Annotated in this window: 15 protein-coding genes; 10 read left to right on the top strand and 5 right to left on the bottom strand. The window is 56.9% G+C overall.

Translation table 11 applies throughout. From position 1 onward, the window contains the following. Positions 1–10 precede the first annotated feature (10 nt). A complete protein-coding gene (locus tag dmul_RS08495) occupies positions 11–814 on the bottom strand; it encodes an AI-2E family transporter (RefSeq protein ID WP_020875670.1) in 804 nt (267 codons plus the stop codon). A 353-nt stretch (positions 815–1,167) separates the two neighbouring features. Between dmul_RS08495 and dmul_RS08490 the strand changes: the two genes are divergently transcribed. Then, the gene (locus dmul_RS08490; protein WP_020875669.1) at positions 1,168–2,163 is read left to right on the top strand and encodes a 3'(2'),5'-bisphosphate nucleotidase; all 996 of its coding nucleotides are present in this window, start codon (positions 1,168–1,170) and stop codon (positions 2,161–2,163) included. Between the two features lie 28 nt (positions 2,164–2,191). Here the strand turns inward: dmul_RS08490 and dmul_RS08485 are convergent, their stop codons facing one another. The 4 genes from dmul_RS08485 to dmul_RS08470 form a co-directional block, all read right to left on the bottom strand. Then, a complete protein-coding gene (locus dmul_RS08485) occupies positions 2,192–3,151 on the bottom strand; it encodes an aldo/keto reductase (RefSeq protein WP_020875668.1) in 960 nt (319 codons plus the stop codon). A 147-nt stretch (positions 3,152–3,298) separates the two neighbouring features. Beyond that, the gene (ppdK, locus tag dmul_RS08480; RefSeq protein ID WP_020875667.1) at positions 3,299–6,037 is read right to left on the bottom strand and encodes a pyruvate, phosphate dikinase; all 2,739 of its coding nucleotides are present in this window, start codon (positions 6,035–6,037) and stop codon (positions 3,299–3,301) included. Between the two features lie 47 nt (positions 6,038–6,084). Next, entirely contained in the window at positions 6,085–6,705 is a 621-nt protein-coding gene (locus dmul_RS08475; protein WP_020875666.1) for a DUF4126 domain-containing protein, read from the bottom strand. A 95-nt stretch (positions 6,706–6,800) separates the two neighbouring features. Then, positions 6,801–8,105, bottom strand: coding sequence for a Rossmann-fold NAD(P)-binding domain-containing protein (locus tag dmul_RS08470; protein ID WP_020875665.1), 1,305 nt, complete (start codon positions 8,103–8,105; stop codon positions 6,801–6,803). A 221-nt stretch (positions 8,106–8,326) separates the two neighbouring features. Between dmul_RS08470 and dmul_RS08465 the strand changes: the two genes are divergently transcribed. The 9 genes from dmul_RS08465 to dmul_RS08420 all read left to right on the top strand — a co-directional run bounded on the left by dmul_RS08465 (position 8,327) and on the right by dmul_RS08420 (position 18,725). Next, complete coding sequence (locus tag dmul_RS08465; protein ID WP_020875664.1) at positions 8,327–9,109, top strand: exodeoxyribonuclease III; 783 nt, start codon at positions 8,327–8,329, stop codon at positions 9,107–9,109. Between the two features lie 162 nt (positions 9,110–9,271). Beyond that, a complete protein-coding gene (locus tag dmul_RS08460) occupies positions 9,272–10,858 on the top strand; it encodes a DUF2868 domain-containing protein (protein ID WP_020875663.1) in 1,587 nt (528 codons plus the stop codon). Continuing rightward, positions 10,848–12,296, top strand: a complete 1,449-nt coding sequence (locus tag dmul_RS08455; RefSeq protein WP_020875662.1) for a GTPase/DUF3482 domain-containing protein — start codon at positions 10,848–10,850, stop codon at positions 12,294–12,296. Before dmul_RS08460 ends, dmul_RS08455 begins: the two co-directional genes overlap by 11 nt. Positions 12,297–12,394: 98 nt before the next feature. Beyond that, entirely contained in the window at positions 12,395–12,898 is a 504-nt protein-coding gene (locus dmul_RS08450; RefSeq protein WP_020875661.1) for a dihydrofolate reductase family protein, read from the top strand. 23 nt (positions 12,899–12,921) lie between these two features. Further along, the gene (locus tag dmul_RS08445) at positions 12,922–14,073 is read left to right on the top strand and encodes a S49 family peptidase (RefSeq protein WP_020875660.1); all 1,152 of its coding nucleotides are present in this window, start codon (positions 12,922–12,924) and stop codon (positions 14,071–14,073) included. A gap of 135 nt (positions 14,074–14,208) precedes the next feature. Continuing rightward, on the top strand, positions 14,209–14,697 hold the full coding sequence (locus tag dmul_RS08440; protein WP_020875659.1) for an Lrp/AsnC family transcriptional regulator: 489 nt from the start codon (positions 14,209–14,211) through the stop codon (positions 14,695–14,697). A gap of 37 nt (positions 14,698–14,734) precedes the next feature. Next, on the top strand, positions 14,735–15,994 hold the full coding sequence (locus tag dmul_RS08435) for a diaminopimelate decarboxylase (RefSeq protein ID WP_020875658.1): 1,260 nt from the start codon (positions 14,735–14,737) through the stop codon (positions 15,992–15,994). A gap of 315 nt (positions 15,995–16,309) precedes the next feature. After that, on the top strand, positions 16,310–16,879 hold the full coding sequence (locus dmul_RS08425) for a cupin domain-containing protein (RefSeq protein WP_020875657.1): 570 nt from the start codon (positions 16,310–16,312) through the stop codon (positions 16,877–16,879). A 196-nt stretch (positions 16,880–17,075) separates the two neighbouring features. After that, on the top strand, positions 17,076–18,725 hold the full coding sequence (locus tag dmul_RS08420; RefSeq protein ID WP_020875656.1) for an AMP-binding protein: 1,650 nt from the start codon (positions 17,076–17,078) through the stop codon (positions 18,723–18,725). The last annotated feature ends 10 nt before the right edge of the window (positions 18,726–18,735 follow it).

The raw sequence follows: 18,735 nt of genomic DNA, 5'->3' as shown, positions 1-18,735 counted from the left end.
CCTTCGCCGTCTAGGCGACACCGATGATGAAGATGATGGCAAAGCTGAGCAGAAGCCAGTCTCCGACCGTATAGAGAACGAATAGGAGCGCGCCGGTGGCCCCGATTCCCGTCAGGATATGATAAAACACATCCATCATTCGGATGATGAAGGTGCGCTCGCCGCGCTTATGAATGGGACTGAATCGGTATACCAGCCGGTGAACATAGCGCATGAGAAAAAAAGTGGCGAAAAAGGCGACCACGGCCATGATGAAATTTTTTCCGCGACTCCTGAAAAAGGACTTCACAACCTCCTGGGAGGAATCGAAGATAGATTGTCGCTGCCTCAGGAGTTCCTGGAGCTGGTACTGATCCACCTTGAGCCTGTCGGCGACCTGCCGTTCCCGGCGCAGCCATTCCTCTCGCAGCCCCTCCAGTGCCTTTTTGAGGCGGATATCGTCATCCGCGGTATTCTGAATCAGCGTATCGATGTTCCGAAGCGCAACTTTAATGGTCGCCAACTGGTTTTGCTGAAGTTGAATCTCGCTCCTCAGTTTCTCCTGCTGCCGTGGACGATCGGTAAGCTGTTTCAATTCACTGAGCAGCGGCGTCAGAAGCGTTGAAAGCTCCTCTTTCCAATCGATCTTTTCCTGCGATTTCACAAGAAAATTCTCGATATCAACGCCGGTGGCAATGCTCTCGAAATCAGACTCCACCTCCGAGAGTTTAGCCCTGAGCTGGTCCAGCGCCGTGCTGGTAGCCGTCTTCTCCCCCTCGCTTCCGGCGACGTTCCGCGCCTGCTTCGTGTCCTTGATCTGTGTGTTGATCTCCATTCGGGTCTGGATAAGGCTCTTGAGGGTCTCGATGGTATCGCCGTCCCTTGCCGACAGCGCAGCGGGTTCCGTTGCCCTTTCACCGACGTTCCGCCGCTCCTGCTCCTGTCCCCGAACCGGACCCGAAAAAACACTGAAAGCACCATGACGCCCGCGACCGTCAATATCCTCGCATATGGCTGTTGCATCACAATGGGTTTCCTTGGCCGAATCATCCGTGAATCCTTTAAAAATCCTTGATGGTTAACCTGATTGTTGCGATGATGGTCATTACTGTCGAAAAGTATACGAGAGTCCGCCGCCCGTCAATTCATTTCACGCCGGTCTGACGACCCGACCGGGAAAGGATTCCGATGTATCGAAAAGAACTTGATATTGCACTTTCAGCCGTGAGCCGTGCAGCAAAACTGTGCCGAGACGTCCAACAGACTTTGGTCGATGCGGAGAGCGTCCAGAAAAAGGATCGTTCACCGGTCACCATCGCCGATTTCGGAAGTCAGGCGATCATCAGCATGGCCTTGTCCGCTGCTTTTCCCGAAGATCCCCTGGTGGGGGAAGAGGATGCCGTGCTGTTGCGGAAAAACGACGTTCTCCGCGGAAAGGTCCATAACCTCGTCTCGAACGCGATCGGCGCCGTGGACGAGGATGCCCTGATCGAGGCCATCGACCGGGGCGCCCGTGATACGAATTTCTCCGGGCGGTTCTGGACCGTGGATCCCATCGACGGCACCAAGGGGTTTTTAAGAGGAGACCAGTATGCCGTGGCCCTGGCGTTGATAGAGGCGGGCCGGGTGGTATTGGGCGTCCTGGGATGCCCCAATTTCAATCCTGAAAAATGGGGAGCCAACGGGGCCATCTTCTATGCCGTTGCAGGCGGCGGCGCCTTTGCCGCCCCCATCGAACCGGGGACCCCCGTCGGCAGGAACGATTTGAACGCCAAACCCATCCGGGTGGATGGAACGAACCGGCCCGAAGCTGCCCGATTCTGTGAGTCGGTGGAAAGCGCCCACAGCGATCACGAGGTCCACCGGCGAATCTGCGACCGCCTGGGGATTCTCGCATCCCCCTGCCGCATCGACAGCCAGGCCAAATATGCAGCGATAGCCTCAGGCGAAGCATCCATATATCTTCGCCTGCCCCGGAGCTCGGCATATCGGGAAAAAATCTGGGACCATGCCGCCGGCGCCGCCGTCGTAACGGAGGCCGGCGGCCGGGTGACCGATTTCAGCGGCAGCCCCCTCGGTTTTACGGAAGGTCGAACCCTCAAAAGTCACCGGGGTATCCTGGCCACCAACGGCCGGCTTCACGACGGGGTGCTGTCGGCGATTCAGTCCACCGTAGCCATCTGACCGCCGCGAGCCGACGATCGGCTGTTCACTACCATTTCCACATGACCGGATCGTCCCCCAGATGATCGGTGACGGTCCGGCCGATACGGTCGATCTCGCTCAACACCTCCGAAGGCAGGCTCACGGTGCCGGCCCTGGCGTTCTGAACGACCTGATCGGCATTGCGCGCGCCGGCGATGGCGCAGGTCCCCTCACGGGAGACCACCCACGCCAGGGCCAGCTGCCCCAGGGTCAGCCCGTTCTCCTCCGCGATGGGCCGAAGCGCCTTCAGCGCATCCTGAATCCGGGTGTAATGCTCCGGCTGGAAAAGGACGTTCCTGGCGCGGTGATCGCCCTTCTCGAATTGGGGCGTCGGTCCAAACTTTCCGGTCAGGATGCCCTGGGCCATTGGGGAATACGCCATGACGACAATACCCTTCTCCCGGCAGTACGCCATGGCGGTCTTTTCCATGTGCCGCCAGAACAGGGAATAGGGCGGCTGATAGCTGTCGATGGTCCCGAAGGCTTCCGCAGCTTCGATCTCGGCCTGTGAAAAATTGGAGACGCCCACCGCCCGGATCTTCCCCTGCAGTTTCAGCGCGTTCAGCGCCCGCATCGTCTCTTCGATGGGGACGTCCCTGCTGCCGAAGGACCCGGCAGGCCAGTGAATCTGATAGAGGTCGATGTAATCGGTCTGAAGGTTTCGAAGGGACTGGTGACAAGCTTTGAAGACCTTTTCATAGGCCAGGGAGTGCGCAAAAACCTTGGTGGCGATCACCACCGCCTTTCGAACATGACGGAGGGCCTTTCCCAGTACTCTTTCCGAATGCCCGTCCCCATAGACGGCGGCGGTGTCGAAGGTGGTGATGCCCGCATCAACAGCCGCGGCCATGGCCCTTTCGGTCTGATCATCATCGATGCCGGCCCACATGGCCTTGCCGGCCTGCCAGGTTCCCATAATGACGGCACTGAGATGAATGCCGGTTTTTCTCAGAGGTATGGTTTTCATAATCGATCCTTTTGCGGTTTCGGCCGCGAAACGCAGCCGGGATTCCCGGAAAATGTTGATGTAGACGGGAGCGGTCCGATATCCGACCGTTCCAAAGTTGAGGGGCGGCCGCAGCCGCCCCTTCCGCTATCCGTAACCTTGTCGTATCTATTTATCGTGCCCGCGCCTCTCCATAATCGCTGCATGGGCCGCGGCCAGCCGGGCCACCGGCACACGGAACGGCGAACAGGAGACATAGGTCAACCCCAGTTTGTGGCAAAGGGCGATGGACGCCGGGTCGCCGCCGTGCTCACCGCAGATGCCGCACTCCAGATCGGGCCGAACACTGCGTCCCTTCTCGATGCCGATTTTCATGAGCTGTCCAACGCCGTCTTCGTCGATGGTGGCGAATGGGTTGTCCGGCAGAATGCCCTCCTCGATGTAGTCGATGAGGAAACCGGCCTCGGCATCATCCCTGGAAATCCCGTAAGTGGTCTGGGTCAGGTCGTTGGTGCCGTAGGAAAAAAACTCGGCATGCTCGGCAATCTGGTCGGCAGTCAAGGCCGCCCGCGGCAATTCGATCATGGTGCCGAACTTATAATCGATGGACTGACCCTTTTGGGTCATTACCTGCCGGGCCTCAGCCTCCAGGCGCCGGCGCTGCACCTTGAGTTCGTTGACGTGGGCGGTGAGCGGAATCATGACCTCCGGATGGACCTCCACGCCCTCCTTGGCGACGATGCACGCCGCCTCGAAGATAGCCCGTACCTGCATGGTCGTAATCTCGGGAACCAGAATCCCGAGACGAACCCCCCGCATACCCAGCATGGGGTTGGCCTCGTGCAGACTTTCGGCCCGTTTGAGAAGCTGTTCCTTCTCTTTGAATTGCTGAAGCAGCTCGTCTATTTTCTCCAGATTGTCGGCATGCTGGAGTCGAATTTTGATGTCGCTCAAAGCCCGTCTCAGGTCGACGTGATTGGGCAGAAATTCATGCAACGGCGGGTCGAGAAGTCGAATGATCACGGGCAGGCCGTCCATGGCACGAAAAAGCCCTGCGAAATCCTCCCTCTGGAACGGAAGGACGGCTTCGAGGGCCTCCCGCCGTTCAATGGGAAGATCGGTCATGATCATCTTGAGAACATAGGGAAGACGTTCGGCTTCGAAAAACATGTGTTCGGATCGGCAGAGTCCGATACCCTCGGCACCGTACTCCCTGGCGCGCAGGGCGTCCTTGGGATAGTCGGCGTTGGTCCATACGCCCAGAGTCCTGAATTCATCGGCCCACGACAGCAGCTTTATGAGCCATGGGTCCCGTATATCCGGCACGGTCGTGCTCAGTTTGCCCAGGAAGAGTTCCCCCACGGTGCCGTCGATGGAGATCCAGTCCCCTTCGTGTACAATCTCGTCCTTGATGCGCATCTGCCGACGGTTCATGTCGATCTGAAGTTCCGACACCCCCACCACCGCGGGCTTTCCGAACTGCCGGGCCACCAAGGCTGCATGACTGGTGCGACCGCCGCGGCTGGTGAGAATACCCCTGGCCGCCAGCATGCCGTGAACGTCGTCCGGTTTTGTCTCCGGCCGGACCATGACCACATCCTTACCCTCCTTGCTCCACTTCTCGGCCAGATCCGCGTCCAGAGCCACCACACCGCAGGCGGCACCGGGGCTGACGTTGAGCCCGCTTCCCAGGAACGTTCCGGAGGCTCTCGCCGCAGCAACGGCCTTCCGATCGAACTGTGGATGCAGAAAAAAGTCCACCTGCTCCGGGGTGACGCGCAAAACCGCATCCTCCCGGGAAATGAGATTCTCCTCGGCCATATCCACGGCAATCCTTACCGCTGCCTGGGCGGTCCGTTTTCCGTCCCGGGTCTGGAGCATCCAGAGCTTTCCCTTTTCGATGGTGAACTCCACATCCTGCATTTCCCGATAATGCTGCTCGAGCTTCCGGGCCACATCCTCGAATTCGGCATAGGCTACAGGCATTTCCCTTTCGAGTTCGGAAAGGTCTTTGGTCAACCGAATGCCGGCCACCACGTCCTCCCCCTGAGCGTTGGTGAGGTAGTCCCCCTCGATCTGACGTTCTCCGGTCGATCCGTTCCGGGTCATAGCGACACCCGTGGCCGAATCATCACCCATGTTGCCGAACACCATGGTCACGATGCTGACGGCAGTGCCCAAATCGTGGGATATGCCGGCGGCGTTCCGGTAATCCACGGCCCGCTTCCCGTTCCAACTCTTGAAAACAGCCTCGGTTGCGAGCCGCAGCTGTTCAAACGGATCGCGAGGGAACCCATAGCCTTTCTGGCGTCGGCAGATAGCCTGGAACTCACGGGTCACCGTTTTCCATGCCTCGGCGCTCAATTCAGCGTCGGTTTCCACGCCTTCCTTCATGCGGGCGTCGGTGATCACCTCCTCAAAGAGGTCGTCCGGCACGCCCATGACCACATTTCCGAACATTTGTACCAGACGCCGGTAGGCATCGTAGACAAACCGCTCATCGCCCGTCAGTTCGACCATGCCTTTGGCCGTCTCATCGTTGAGGCCGATATTGAGGACGGTATCCATCATCCCCGGCATGGAAAATTTGGCGCCGCTGCGACAGGAAACCAGGAGCGGATTCGCAGCATCCCCGAAGACCTTGCCCGTATTCCGCTCAATGGCCTTCAATGCCTCGAGTTCCTGCTCCCAGAGCCCTTCCGGAAATTTTCCTCCCGACGCGAGATAGGCGTTGCAAGCCTCGGTCGTCACCGTAAAACCGGGCGGCACGGGAACGCCGATACGGGCCATTTCGGCCAGGTTGGCGCCTTTACCGCCCAGAAGGCTTCGAACACCGTCCCAGGTTCCGCCGGCGTACTTTTCCGCAGCCTCGACCTCATCGAACAGGTATACCCATTTTTTTGTCACCGAATATCCTCCCTATCTTTAAAAATGTTTTTTGGTGTCAAACCGTATCAGGCAGACGGCGTTCGGTCCTTCACCCAACGCTCCACAGCCGCGAAGACCCGCTTGAGTCCCCGCCAGATCCTGGGCAGAAGCCAGATCACCATGCCGATGAAGAGAATGAACAGACCGATAAAAAGCAACGGATGGTTCAGAGCCGTCCATATGCCGGCCACGACGATAACGTCTTCGGAAATGGAAGCGGTCCAGTTGCTGAACGGTTCCGGGGACATGTTGATCAGGGCCCTGGAACCCGTCTTGGTCGCATGGACACCGGCGGCGATGCCGCCGCCCAGGATAGCCGCCGTCAGCGCCAACGCGGGGGACACCTCCCCCACCGCCCCCGCAGCCAGCACCGCGCCTGCGGGAATGCGGATGAAGGTGTGCAGCAAATCCCATCCCGTATCCACCCCCGGCACCTTGTCGGCGATAAACTCCGTCACAAACATCAGCCCGGCACTGGTCATCACCAGCGGATTCATCAGAATATGAAGGTGCTCCGGAAGGACGATGTTCTGAGTCGCACCCAGGGCGCCCAGCACCAGAATTGTCGCATAAAGATTGATCCCGCTGGCCCAGGCGGCACCCATCGACAGAGCGATGGCACGAATGATTTCATTATAGGTATCCATGGGTCTCTTCCTTTGTCAACAGCCATGATCCACACCGACGGGAACGATCCCCTTCAGCCGCTACCCGCCCGCCGTCACGAACGCCGAAGACTGAATTACAGGTACTGATGAAGATACGCATAGTCGGGGGTAAGGCGTCCCCGATAAAGAATAACGGCTCGCTTCAGCTCGGGCGGCAGGTCCAGTTCCGCATAGGGGACGCTGTAATCCGCCCTGGCCATGAATTCGACAATTCCTCGAAGAACGCTGCTGAAATAGACGGAGGATTCCCGGGGTATCTCCGTCGGCAGAATATCCACCGCCATGATAACGGGTCCGTGACCGATGACGCCCCTGGCAACGGTATTGTTTTCAGGAAGATAAACATAGACGGGATCTCCGGGGTCCGTTGCGTCCACCGTGCACTGAATCGATCCTCCCGGATCGCAACTGATGTCTCCGATCACCCGTAGCTTAGGCTGTCTGCCATCGGCCCAGAGACGCTTCACGGCCTCGAGGGTGACAAGGCGGGGATACCGTTCATCCCAGTAAACGCAGTTGATCAGAAGGTTCAGGTGGTCGAGGTACGCTTCAAAAATATTCTCGTATGCATCCTTCCCGCGCCGGTAATAATCCTGAAGATCGAAGGCCGCGCCCCCGATCCTGGGTCTGACGCAATGATGCTCCTTGAACACGGCCTTGTAGATGCGGTTCCTGGGAGATTCGAAACCTGCGGCCGTTTCAGCGACCGCCTCGGGAAGGATTTCGACGACAGGCAGGAGGTCCAGGATCTCCTGTGCCCCCGCGGAGACATTGCCGTAGCCGGTGATCCCCACAATGACGGGATGAATCGCGGCAGGGAGGCCGCCGTCGCGAATTGCCGAACCAACCGCCGTGACATGGGCTTTGATCTCATTCAGGTCCCGGTAGTCTTTCGCCTGTTTAAGCTCGGCAAACGGCGTTTCGACGCCCTCCGCCGCCAGACGCTTCCCGAAGGCCCAAAGGGAGTTCACCATCCCGGCGAGACCGGCATGACGGCCGAAAAAAATCAGTCGACGGTTCTCGTCGTCCACGATCCGCTCGTAATCGATGAGGGTCACACCCTTTTCCATCATGGTTTTCAGCATGGGCATGTTGTAAGACTGACCTTTGATGACATGGGCAAAAAAAACATAGACCCGCCCCTCCAGAAAGGCCTCCTTCGGCACCTCCTTGATCCCGAAAATCAGATCACGGTCTTCGAGATGGTCCCGAACCGGTATGCCCGCCGCGCGGAACTCTTCATCCCCGAAAGCACGCACGGGACTTGACTGTACCACAACATCCAGACCTTTTGCTTTAAGGGCCTTCAGGTCTTCCGGTACAAAGGGAACCCTTCGCTCCCAGACGCTTTTGTCTTCCCTCCGTATACCAATTTTCATCTGTTTCACCTGACAAACCTCGCATTGTATTTCCGGAAAGGACGACGCCTTTCCCGATTATTTTACGAAAAACCGCTGTTTTTATTATTAATCGAATATTATTCCATACATAAGTGGATCAACTCTGTCAAGAAAGGATCGGCCGTTTTAGAGAATTATCATTCTCATTATTGTCTTGAGCGCAAAATCGTGGTAGCGCTAAACCGCATAAAGGAATCTTCATGAACGACATCAAATTGATCTCATGGAACCTCAACGGCCTCAGGGCCGTGTGGAACAAGGGCTTTCTGGAAACCTTCCGACGGCTGGATGCCGATCTGTTTGCCGTTCAGGAGACCAAGATCCAGCCGGACCAGCTGACGGAGGAGATGCGACATGTAGACGGATACGATGCCTACTGGTCCTGTTCAACGGTAAAGAAGGGTTACAGCGGCGTCGGGGTTTACTCGCGCATTCCGCCGCTCCGGGTGGAAACCGGCATCGGAAACCCCCGTTATGACGACGAAGGAAGAATCATCACATTGGACTTCGGGGACTTCCTCTTTTTCAACGTTTATTTTCCCAACGGCCAGATGAGCGATGAAAGGCTCCGCTACAAACTCGATTTCTATCGGGATTTTTTTGCGTATCTTTCGCCCCTGAAAAAAGCGGGGAAACACATCATCATCGCCGGAGATTACAATACGGCACACAATGAGATCGACTTGAAAAACCCTAAGGCCAACGAGAAGAACTCGGGGTTTCTCCGAGTGGAGCGCGACTGGATCGACACCGTCATCCGGGAGGGATATGTCGACACCTTCAGACATTTCTATCCGGAAACGGTCAAATATTCGTGGTGGTCCTACCGGTTCAAGGCCCGGGAACGAAACGCCGGCTGGCGGATCGACTATATTTTCACCACCGAAAACATGATCGCCGAAGGCAGAATCCGGGATCCCATCATCGAGGACACCGTTTTCGGCTCGGATCACTGTCCCATCGGCCTGACAATCCTCAGATGAAACCGGAAATCCGGAAATTTGTCGGCCGAAAATTCCAAAACGCGACGGTCTGGATCGGCCTGAACCTTGTCACTCTGCGCATCTTCGGCTATATATTTCAAACAAGACGGCGCTTTCCACGCAACCCGCCGCATCCAACACCAACGATCAGACCTTGACCCGATGAAAATCACATGGCGTTTTAAAGACCTCATCGATCTCGAATATTTTCTCCACGCAGACGAACTCGACGGGGACGAATCAACACGAAAAACCGCAGCGCTCCGGGACCGGGAGATCTACACCCGCCATATCCTCCCGCGGATTGCCCCGGGGGAGCCCGTTCCCCGGCACCGGCTGATCCGGGAATGGCTTGAACGGCGACGCGACGCCCTGAAATCCGACACCCCCGAAGTTCTTCTTCCCGGCGAGGCCTTCACCGAGATATTTCGCCTGACCGTGCTCGCCACGATCGTTTTCGGCATCATGAGCGGCGGCGGTCTGGCCTTTTCCCTCCTGAGATATGCCGGAACGCGTCCGGTGAACGTCTCCGTGTACCTGAGCCTGCTGGTGGGCACGCAGACGCTTCTCGTTCTGCTTCTGGCCGCAGGCGCCGTTATACGCCGCCTGCGCCGACGCCCCCCCTTCCCCCTCCTCTACGCTGCCTTCAGCGCGATTCTCGTTGCGCTCATGCGCCGATTCGGCCGTCTGGCAATGCGTCGCGTGTCAGGACGTCACCGAAACAGCCTGGAGGCGATATTCGGACTGATCCGCGGGAAGCGCCGTATTTACGGCACCCTCTTCTACTGGCCCTTTTTCACCCTCGCCCAGATGTTCGGCGTCAGCTTCAATGTGGGCGTCCTGGGCGCAACCCTTCTGCGGGTCCTGGGAACCGACATCGCCTTTGGCTGGCAGTCATCCATCCTCTTCAGTGCGGATATCGTTCACAAGGCGACAAAACTCATCGCAATGCCCTGGTCGTGGTTTATCCCGCCCGGAACGGCACACCCCTCGCTGACCCAGATCGAAGGATCCCACATGGTTCTCAAGGACGGCATCTATCACCTCGCCACCCAGGACCTGGTATCCTGGTGGCCCTTTCTCTGTCTGTCCGTCGTCTTCTACGGCCTGATCCCGAGACTCCTGTTTCTGGCGGCCGGAATGCTGTTCAAGTCCAGGGCGCTGGCCAGGATCACGTTTTCCCACAGCCGCGCCGACCAACTCGTCCAGCGGATGGAAACCCCTCTTGTCGGCACCGAAGGAGAACCCGGGCCGGAACCCCCGCCGCCGTCCCCCGAAGAAAAAACCTTGCCGGCACGCCCCCACGGCATGCCTGCCGAAGGACGGCTTCTGGCGATCATTCCGGACGACGTCTATGATGACTGTCCCCGGGAGACCCTCGATGCGTTGACGCTCAAGGTCTTCGGGTTCGGCATCGGAGACACCTTACGCCTGGAGGGAGACAGCGCCGCTGATCCGGACTTTCTGGCTCGACTCTCCGAATCCGTCCGCACAAATGGAAACGCTGATTTTTTTATCCTCAAAGAAGCGTGGCAGCCGCCCATTCGTGAGGATCTCGCCTTTATCCGGAATCTGCGACAGGCCGTCGGCGAACGTGCTCGAATTCAAGTGGGGCTCATCGGAAAACCTGCGCCCGACACGATATTCACCCGGGTCATGGAGAAGGACTGGAAGATATGGCATCAGAAAATCACATCCCTGGGAGACCCCTATCTGCGGCTCGAAAGGCTGGTGAACCATGACGCCTGATGGTATCCCCGAGTTCGCCATCGTCGGTCATCCCAATGAAGGCAAGTCCTCCGTAGTGTCGACATTGGCCGAGGACGACAGCGTTCGAATCAGTCCGGCGCCGGGGGAGACGCTTCAATGTCGGACCTTCCCCGTGACCATTGACGGCAGAGAAATCATCCGGTTCACCGACACGCCGGGATTCCAGAATCCTCGTCAGACCCTTCAATGGATGCGCGAGTACAGCGGACCGGACACCCTCATGGTGGCGGCCTTTCGACAGGCCCACGCCGACCGCAAGGAATTTCGGGATGATGTGGAACTCTTTCTCCCCATCGAACGGGGCGCAGGCATTATCTACGTGGTCGACGGATCACGGCCGGTTCGCGGTGTAGACCGGTCTGAGATGGAAATTCTTCGTTTGACCGGACGCCCACGTATGGCCGTTATCAATTGCAAAGACGACGAGACAGGCTATATCGAGGCATGGAAGGCCGAGTTCAGAAAGCACTTCAACGCTGTTCGGGTCTTCAACGCCCACAAGGCCACCTACGCCGAGCGGATCAGCCTTCTCGAAAACCTCGAAAACATCGATCAGGACTGGCAGCCTGCACTGGAAACGGTGATTTCGGCATTCAAAAAGGACTGGCGGTACCGGAATCTCCAGACGGCCGAGATTATCTGTACCCTCCTGGAGGCAAGCCTGACCCATTCCGTTTCCAGAAATTTTACCGACAGGATTGACGAGGCATCGGCCAAGAAGGCGCTTCAGGCCAGATTCAATCAGGATATCGAAGAGATGGAAAGAACGGCCCACCAGAAGATCCGGCGGCTGTTCAAGCACAATATCTTCAATGTCGACCTCCCCCCCCAGTCCATACTCCATGAGGATCTTTTCGACGAGCGAACATGGCAGCTTCTGGGGCTCACGCCAAAACAACTCATCACGGCGGCCGGTTTGGGAGGAGCGGCTGTCGGCGCTTTGGTAGACGTAGCCGCCCACGGGCTCACCTTCGGTATTTTCTCAGCCATCGGGGGACTTGTCGGCGCAGGATGGGCTGCCTTCGGCGGTGCCGAGCGGCTGGCCAAGACCAAGGTGGTGGGAATGCAACTGGGAGGAACCCAGATTCATGTCGGGCCCATGGGAAACATCCAGTTCCTGTACATCCTGCTGGACAGGGCCTTGATCTACTATTCCCATATCATCAACTGGGCCCACGGCCGACGGGGTCTTCCCGGGTCCCGCGAGGGGGCGGCCAAGGCTCCTGTAAAGGCCGGTTTTACCACTCAGTGGGATGATTCGGCCAAACGCCTCTGCGTCGAATTTTTCAAGGCCGTCAGAAGCGGCGACGACAGCGGTCGTGATGCCGGTCGAAAAGCGATGAAAGGTCTCATCATCGACACTTTGGAAATCATTTCCAGGAGCGAACGGCCCTACGGGCTCGTGTTCAAACAATAGGCATCCCTTGTAAGCGGAACTCAACGTCCGGCTTTCACGGGCCGGTGCCGGTCACCATCATGAAAGTTGAAAAAGAGAAAAATAGGAGTGCCAATACCATGAAGGTCACCCTGCTGATGGCCATTACCCTCGACGGGAAGATCGGCAAAACGCCGGACCATTTTCCGGACTGGACCGGACCGGAAGACAAGAAGCTTTTCGTCTCCATCACCCGGCGGGCCGGAGCCGTCATCATGGGCTCCAAAACCTTTGACACCATCGGTACGCCGCTGTCCGGACGCAAGAACATCGTTCTCACCCGAGACAAGCAACGCATTTCCCAATGGGAGAACCTCTGGTATACGGATCTGTCGCCCCAGGCCGTTCTGGAAACCCTCGAGAAGGAAGGGTATCGGGAGGCCGTCCTCGCCGGGGGCGCCCTGGTCAACTCGCTTTTCGCCGAAGCAGGTCTTATCGACGACATTATCGTAACCATCTCCCCGACCATTTTCGGCTACGGGCTCTCGCTCTTTACCCCGGAGATTTCAATGGAGCTTCAGCTCAAGGATGTCAGACGGCTTGGCAGGGACCTGGTGTGCCTGACCTATAGCGTAAAAAAATGAACGATCGTTACAACGGAGCAGCCATGGACGTTTCAAAATTCTGGAAAATTCCTCTCAAGATCTTCGGCATGACCTTTTTCGCTTTTGTCAGCTTTTTCGTGCTGTTGTTTCTGTTTACAACCTTTTTCATCAGCGCCGGTATAGGTGTCGGGGCCATGTTCGGACGAAAGGATCTCACGGAACTCGTCACCACGGAAGAACTGAACTATACCTTTGTTTCCGGAAAACGTGACAGCAAGAACCTTCTAGTGACCCTGCCCGTGGAAGGCATCATTCTGGGCAGCCCGCCCCAGGATATCAGCGCTTCGACCATGGTATGGTTCAACGCGACCTATGGTTATTCAATACAAAAAGTGCTTGAAAAAGCCTCGGATGACAACCAGGTCAAAGGGATATTCCTCCACGTACAAAGTCCGGGGGGCACCATCTTCGGATCGATGGCCATCCACGAGGGGATCAAATCCTTTCAGAAGACCACCGGAAAACCCGTGCTCGCCTACATAGAAGGGCTTTCAGCATCAGGCGCCGTCATGGCCATGGCCGGCGCCGACGCGATTTACGCGGATTACGGCAGTTACGTCGGCAGCATCGGCGTGCTGGGTGCGGCCCTTACCTATTTTGACGAACCCACGGCTATTGAGGGGGGTATCCTGGGGGGCGGCATCGTCACCCGTAGTGGAATCGAGCGCACCGTCATCTCCGCCGGCCGCGGAAAAGACCTGGGCAACCCCTTTCGCCGCGCCACAGATGAAGAACTCAATAATCTTCAGAAGGGCGCCGATATCGAATACGACAATTTCGTCCGCCACGTCGCTGAAAATCGAAACATTTCCGAAGCCGTCATCCGGGAGCGAATGGGTGCTCAGATCTTCGACAACCAAACGGCCAGGGATTTCGGCCTCATCGACGGCACATTGAACCGAAAGGAGGCCCTTGCCAAACTCGCCGAAATGGCCGGCGTCGGCGAAACGTTCCAACTGGTAAGACCTCGGCGTGCACCGACACGGATGTGGCAGGAGCTTTTGTTTTCCATGACGGGCCGGTTGAGCGCCGATTCAGCGTCACAGGCGGCCCGCCATCGACATGTCTGCCTCGATGCGAGCCGCATGCCCATGGCCTACTACGGCGACATCCAGACCTTGTGCGCCGATTGCGGCGTACAAGCCCCGGACTGACCCCTGACTCCAATTTCCGATTCCGAACCTCCAAGAAAATGGTCTGAAAATTGGCCCCTGGAAACACGTCAGAATTTTATTCTTGACACACCTATTTTGCTAAAATATATTATTCTTATTAAGGTGATTATAAGAATGATTGACGAAATTAGTCTAAATATCCTGAACATACTTCAGGAAAAAGCCAGAATTCCAAACGTCGAAGTCGCCCGACAGGTTGGGATGGCGCCGTCGGCCGTACTCGAGCGTATCCGGAAACTTGAGAAACAGGGCATCATCGACGGATACGAGGTTCGGTTGAACCCCGAACAATTCAATCGTCGTCTGATCGCCTTCATCTTCGTCGATGTCGACACAACTTTGGTTTCTGCTTCAGACCCCGATCAGGACAGGGTTCATGACATTCTGGCAAAAATGCCGGAAATCCAGGAAGTTCACGACGTCGCCGGGGAAGACTGCCTTCTCTTGAAAGTCAGAGTTGCGGATCATCAGGAACTCGGCACCTTGCTGCGCGACAATATCCGCCCCCTTCAAGGGGTCCGTTCCACCCGGACGCTGACGGTACTCTTCACTCACAAAGAAACAACCCGGTTTCCCATCTCGGGAATCCTGACGGGCCAATAAATTTCATTTGACTTTTTGAACAAGGAGACCCTACGCCATGCCAATGTCCAGCGCTTTTAAAGACCGTCTGTTTCCCGCGCTGAAATCCATTGTCGAGCATTACGGCACACCGTTTCACATTTACGACGAAATCGGCATCCGGGAGACCGGACGCAGTCTTAAGCACGCCTTCTCGGAACTTCCGGGGTTCAGGGAGTTTTTTGCGGTAAAGGCTCTCCCCAACCCCAGAATCCTGGAGATCATGCAGGACATGGGTTTCGGTTTCGACTGCAGTTCCATCACCGAACTGTTGCTGAGCCGCAGGATCGGCGCGAAGCCGGAGGATATTATGTTCACCTCCAACAACACCAGTCGGGAAGAGTTCCTTTGCGCCGATGCGGCAGGAGGCTGCATCCTCAACCTCGACGACATCACGCTGCTGCCCAAGGTCCCCCGGCTGCCTGAGTTGATCTGCTTTCGTTACAACCCCGGTCCCCGGAGAACCGGAAACGACATTATCGGGAATCCCGTCGATGCCAAATACGGCGTCAGCCACGACCAGATCCTGGATGCCTACCGACAAGCCCGGGAAATGGGCGCTCGTCGCTTCGGTCTGCATACCATGCTCGCATCCAACGAACTCAATTACGCATATATGGTCCAGACCGCCGAGATGCTTCTCTCCCTCATTGAATGGCTTCATTCCGAAATCGACATCGTTTTTGAATTCATCAATATCGGCGGCGGCCTTGGCATCCCTTATCGTCCGGAGGAACCCCGTCTGGATCTGGCCGCCATGGCCGGGGGCATCCGTGCTGCCCTCGATCGCTTCACGGCCGGGAACAATTATGCTCCACAGCTTTACATGGAAAGCGGTCGATACATGAGCGGTCCTCATGGTGTTCTGGTGACCACCGCCATCAACCGAAAAAACATATATCGCAAATATATCGGTGTGGATGCCTGTATGTCCGCGCTGATGCGCCCCGGGATGTATGACGCCTATCACCACATCGACGTGCTCGACAAGGACGAAGCGGCCGGGACCGAAATCGTGGACGTCGTGGGCTCCCTTTGCGAAAACAACGACAAATTCGCCGTCGAGCGACCGCTTCCGTCCATCGACGAGGGGGACATCCTGGTCATCCATGACACCGGAGCCCACGGCCATGCCATGGGATTCAATTACAACGGCAAGCTCCGCCCCCAGGAACTTCTTCTCAAAGCCGATGGAACGGTTGAACGGATTCGTCGGGCCGAGACGCCGGCAGATTATTTTGCAACCCTCGACTTTACACCGGATATCTTCAAACCCTGAACCGACGCGCTTCCTCAAACGCGCTGATTTCCGGAAGGTCCGAATCAAGAGAATGGTCATCGATCGCGGTGTCGCTCTCTCTCAACTCGACTTCGCGATGTTGGCCGGAAAGCGGCTGAAGACTGAAGGGAGGATAAGCACCCTGCCTGCCGCGAACGCCCCCCTTCAGCCTTCCCCTCCCGGCACCGGCCCATGATACCGATAGTTGAATTGAAGTCCTCATTTTTCTCTTTTCCGGAGCAGCGATAGCTGATATAGATCTCAACTTTATGTCGATAACCCCCCAGATGAAGCGATGTTTTTGAGGAGAATGCAATGAATTTAGAGAAGGTCGGCGCACGCATCACGAAAATTATGGCCCAGAAAGGAATATCCCTCGAAGTCCTCGCCGAACGAACCGGTCTCGAGTCCGGGTTCCTGAAACGCCTTCAGGAGGAGGATATTTACCCGTCCCTGGGACCACTCCTTAAAATCGCCCGATCGCTGGGTGTCCGTTTGGGGACGTTTCTGGACGACCAGATCAGTGAAGACCCTCTCATCATCCGAAAGTCCGATCGCAAGGGCGAACTCAGCATGCTGCGCGCCAAAGACCGCCCGGTGGCCTCTCGCTTTTATTCCCTGGGCCGCGGTAAAACCGATCGCCATATGGAACCTTTTTTCATCGAATTGCTTCCCGAATCGGGAAAGGAGATAAAGCTCTCCTCTCACGAAGGCGAAGAATTCATCGTGGTGATCGACGGCGAAGTCGAGGTTGTCTACGGCAAAAAGACCCACCGGCTCCTGGCGGGCGACAGTATTTATTACAACTCAGTGGTCCCGCATCATGTGGGATCCTTCGGCGATTCCGCCGCGAGCATCTATGCTGTTCTCTATTTTCCGGAATAATCGCGTTTCGGCCCAACCCGACTTTCGTTATGGCAACCGGATAGCGGTTGAAAGCTGAAGAGGGGTGGAACCCCGTCTGTCGCGGACGCACCTCTCAACCCTTCAGTCTTCGGCGTGCCCCCGGATACAACAGCATGGGTCATCCGCTGACGACACCTGCCGATGAACACCTAAAGTTGAATTTTAAGGAGTTTTCATGCGTACGGACAAACTGATGGACGTGACCCTGGGACAGCTTCTGGATCAGGCGGTTTCAACACATCCGGACAACGACGCCGTCATTTATGTCGACCGGGCATTCCGTCTCAGTTACAGGGAATTCGGGGATCTGGTGGATCGCCTGGCCCGAGGCCTGATGGCTCTGGGCATTCAAAAGGGCGAAAAGGTGGCCGTCTGGGCCACCAATGTCCCTTACTGGGTTGCACTTCAGTTCGCGACAGCCAAAATCGGTGCCGTCCTGCTCACGGTCAACACGAATTACAAATCGAGCGAGCTGACTTATCTGTTGAAACAATCCGAGACGGAAAACCTTTTCATCATCGATGGATTTCGAGATACGGATTACGTACAAACCGTTTACGAGTTGGTTCCCGAATTGAAACTTCAGGAGCGGGGCTTTCTCACAAGCCCGAAATTCCCCTCCCTGAAGCGCGTCTGCTTCCTGGGGCAGGAAAAGCACAGAGGGATGTATACCATCCCGGAAATCCTGGCGCTCGCCGTCATGACCACCGACGCAGCCTACCAGGAGCGCCGGCGAACGCTGAATCCGCATGACGTCGTCAACATGCAGTACACCTCGGGAACCACAGGGTTCCCCAAAGGCGTCATGCTGACCCATCACAATATTGTCAACAACGGCTTCTGGGTCGGCGAAAACCAGCGATTCACACCGGCCGACCGAATCTGCATCCCCGTGCCGCTGTTTCATTGTTTTGGCTGCGTTATGGGCGTATTGGGGGCAGTATCTCATGCTGCAACCATGGTTTTTCTGGAAAGCTTCGATCCGGTGGACGTCATGGCGTCGGTGGAAGAGGAACGTTGCACGGCCCTCTATGGGGTGCCCACCATGTTCATGGCGGTCCTGCACCACAAACTGTTCGACAAATTCGATTTCAGCACCCTCCGGACCGGCATCATGGCGGGATCACCCTGCCCCATCGAGATCATGAAACAGGTAATCGATCGCCTGAATATGCACGAGATCACCATCTGCTACGGCCTTACGGAAACCTCGCCGGTGATCACCCAAACCCGCGCCGAGGATGATATCCGCCTTCGCGTGGAGTCCGTCGGTCGGGCCTTGCCGGGCATCGAAGTCCGTATCGTGGACCCTGAAACCCACGCCCCCCTCCCCGTCGGTACGCAGGGAGAGGTCTGTTGCCGGGGATACAACGTCATGAAAGGATACTACAATATGTCCGAGGCCACGGCTCAGGCCGTCGACACTGACGGCTGGCTCCACTCAGGCGATCTCGGCGTCATGGATGAGAACGGCTATCTGAGTATCACGGGACGGCATAAAGATATGATCATCCGGGGGGGAGAAAATATCTATCCCAGGGAGATCGAAGAATTTCTCTTTCAGATGGAAGGGATAGCGGACGTTCAGGTGGCCGGCGTTCCCAGTCCTAAGTACGGCGAGGAGATCGGCGCCTTCATCAAAATCAAGGAGGGCCATGTCATGGCGCCGGAGGATGTGCGGGATTTCTGCAGAGGCAGGATCAGCCATTATAAAATTCCCCGCTACGTCGCCTTTGTCGACGATTATCCGATGACGGCCAGCGGAAAGATCCAGAAATACAAACTGCGCGACTTGTCCGTCACGTTGTTTCCGGATCGACGCTGACGGATGGACC

The sequence above is a fragment of the Desulfococcus multivorans genome (genome assembly GCF_001854245.1).
GTDB classification, from domain to species: domain Bacteria; phylum Desulfobacterota; class Desulfobacteria; order Desulfobacterales; family Desulfococcaceae; genus Desulfococcus; species Desulfococcus multivorans.
This window is presented reverse-complemented; position numbering and strand designations above follow the sequence as displayed.

What these genes read in the sequence shown, in the direction of transcription:
- dmul_RS08495 (WP_020875670.1), bottom strand. Translation starts at nt 814, where the DNA reads ATGGAGATCAACACACAGATCAAGGACACGAAGCAGGCGCGGAACGTC.
- dmul_RS08490 (WP_020875669.1), top strand. Translation starts at nt 1,168, where the DNA reads ATGTATCGAAAAGAACTTGATATTGCACTTTCAGCCGTGAGCCGTGCA.
- dmul_RS08485 (WP_020875668.1), bottom strand. Translation starts at nt 3,151, where the DNA reads ATGAAAACCATACCTCTGAGAAAAACCGGCATTCATCTCAGTGCCGTC.
- dmul_RS08475 (WP_020875666.1), bottom strand. Translation starts at nt 6,705, where the DNA reads ATGGATACCTATAATGAAATCATTCGTGCCATCGCTCTGTCGATGGGT.
- dmul_RS08470 (WP_020875665.1), bottom strand. Translation starts at nt 8,105, where the DNA reads ATGAAAATTGGTATACGGAGGGAAGACAAAAGCGTCTGGGAGCGAAGG.
- dmul_RS08465 (WP_020875664.1), top strand. Translation starts at nt 8,327, where the DNA reads ATGAACGACATCAAATTGATCTCATGGAACCTCAACGGCCTCAGGGCC.
- dmul_RS08460 (WP_020875663.1), top strand. Translation starts at nt 9,272, where the DNA reads ATGAAAATCACATGGCGTTTTAAAGACCTCATCGATCTCGAATATTTT.
- dmul_RS08455 (WP_020875662.1), top strand. Translation starts at nt 10,848, where the DNA reads ATGACGCCTGATGGTATCCCCGAGTTCGCCATCGTCGGTCATCCCAAT.
- dmul_RS08450 (WP_020875661.1), top strand. Translation starts at nt 12,395, where the DNA reads ATGAAGGTCACCCTGCTGATGGCCATTACCCTCGACGGGAAGATCGGC.
- dmul_RS08445 (WP_020875660.1), top strand. Translation starts at nt 12,922, where the DNA reads ATGGACGTTTCAAAATTCTGGAAAATTCCTCTCAAGATCTTCGGCATG.
- dmul_RS08440 (WP_020875659.1), top strand. Translation starts at nt 14,209, where the DNA reads ATGATTGACGAAATTAGTCTAAATATCCTGAACATACTTCAGGAAAAA.
- dmul_RS08435 (WP_020875658.1), top strand. Translation starts at nt 14,735, where the DNA reads ATGCCAATGTCCAGCGCTTTTAAAGACCGTCTGTTTCCCGCGCTGAAA.
- dmul_RS08425 (WP_020875657.1), top strand. Translation starts at nt 16,310, where the DNA reads ATGAATTTAGAGAAGGTCGGCGCACGCATCACGAAAATTATGGCCCAG.
- dmul_RS08420 (WP_020875656.1), top strand. Translation starts at nt 17,076, where the DNA reads ATGCGTACGGACAAACTGATGGACGTGACCCTGGGACAGCTTCTGGAT.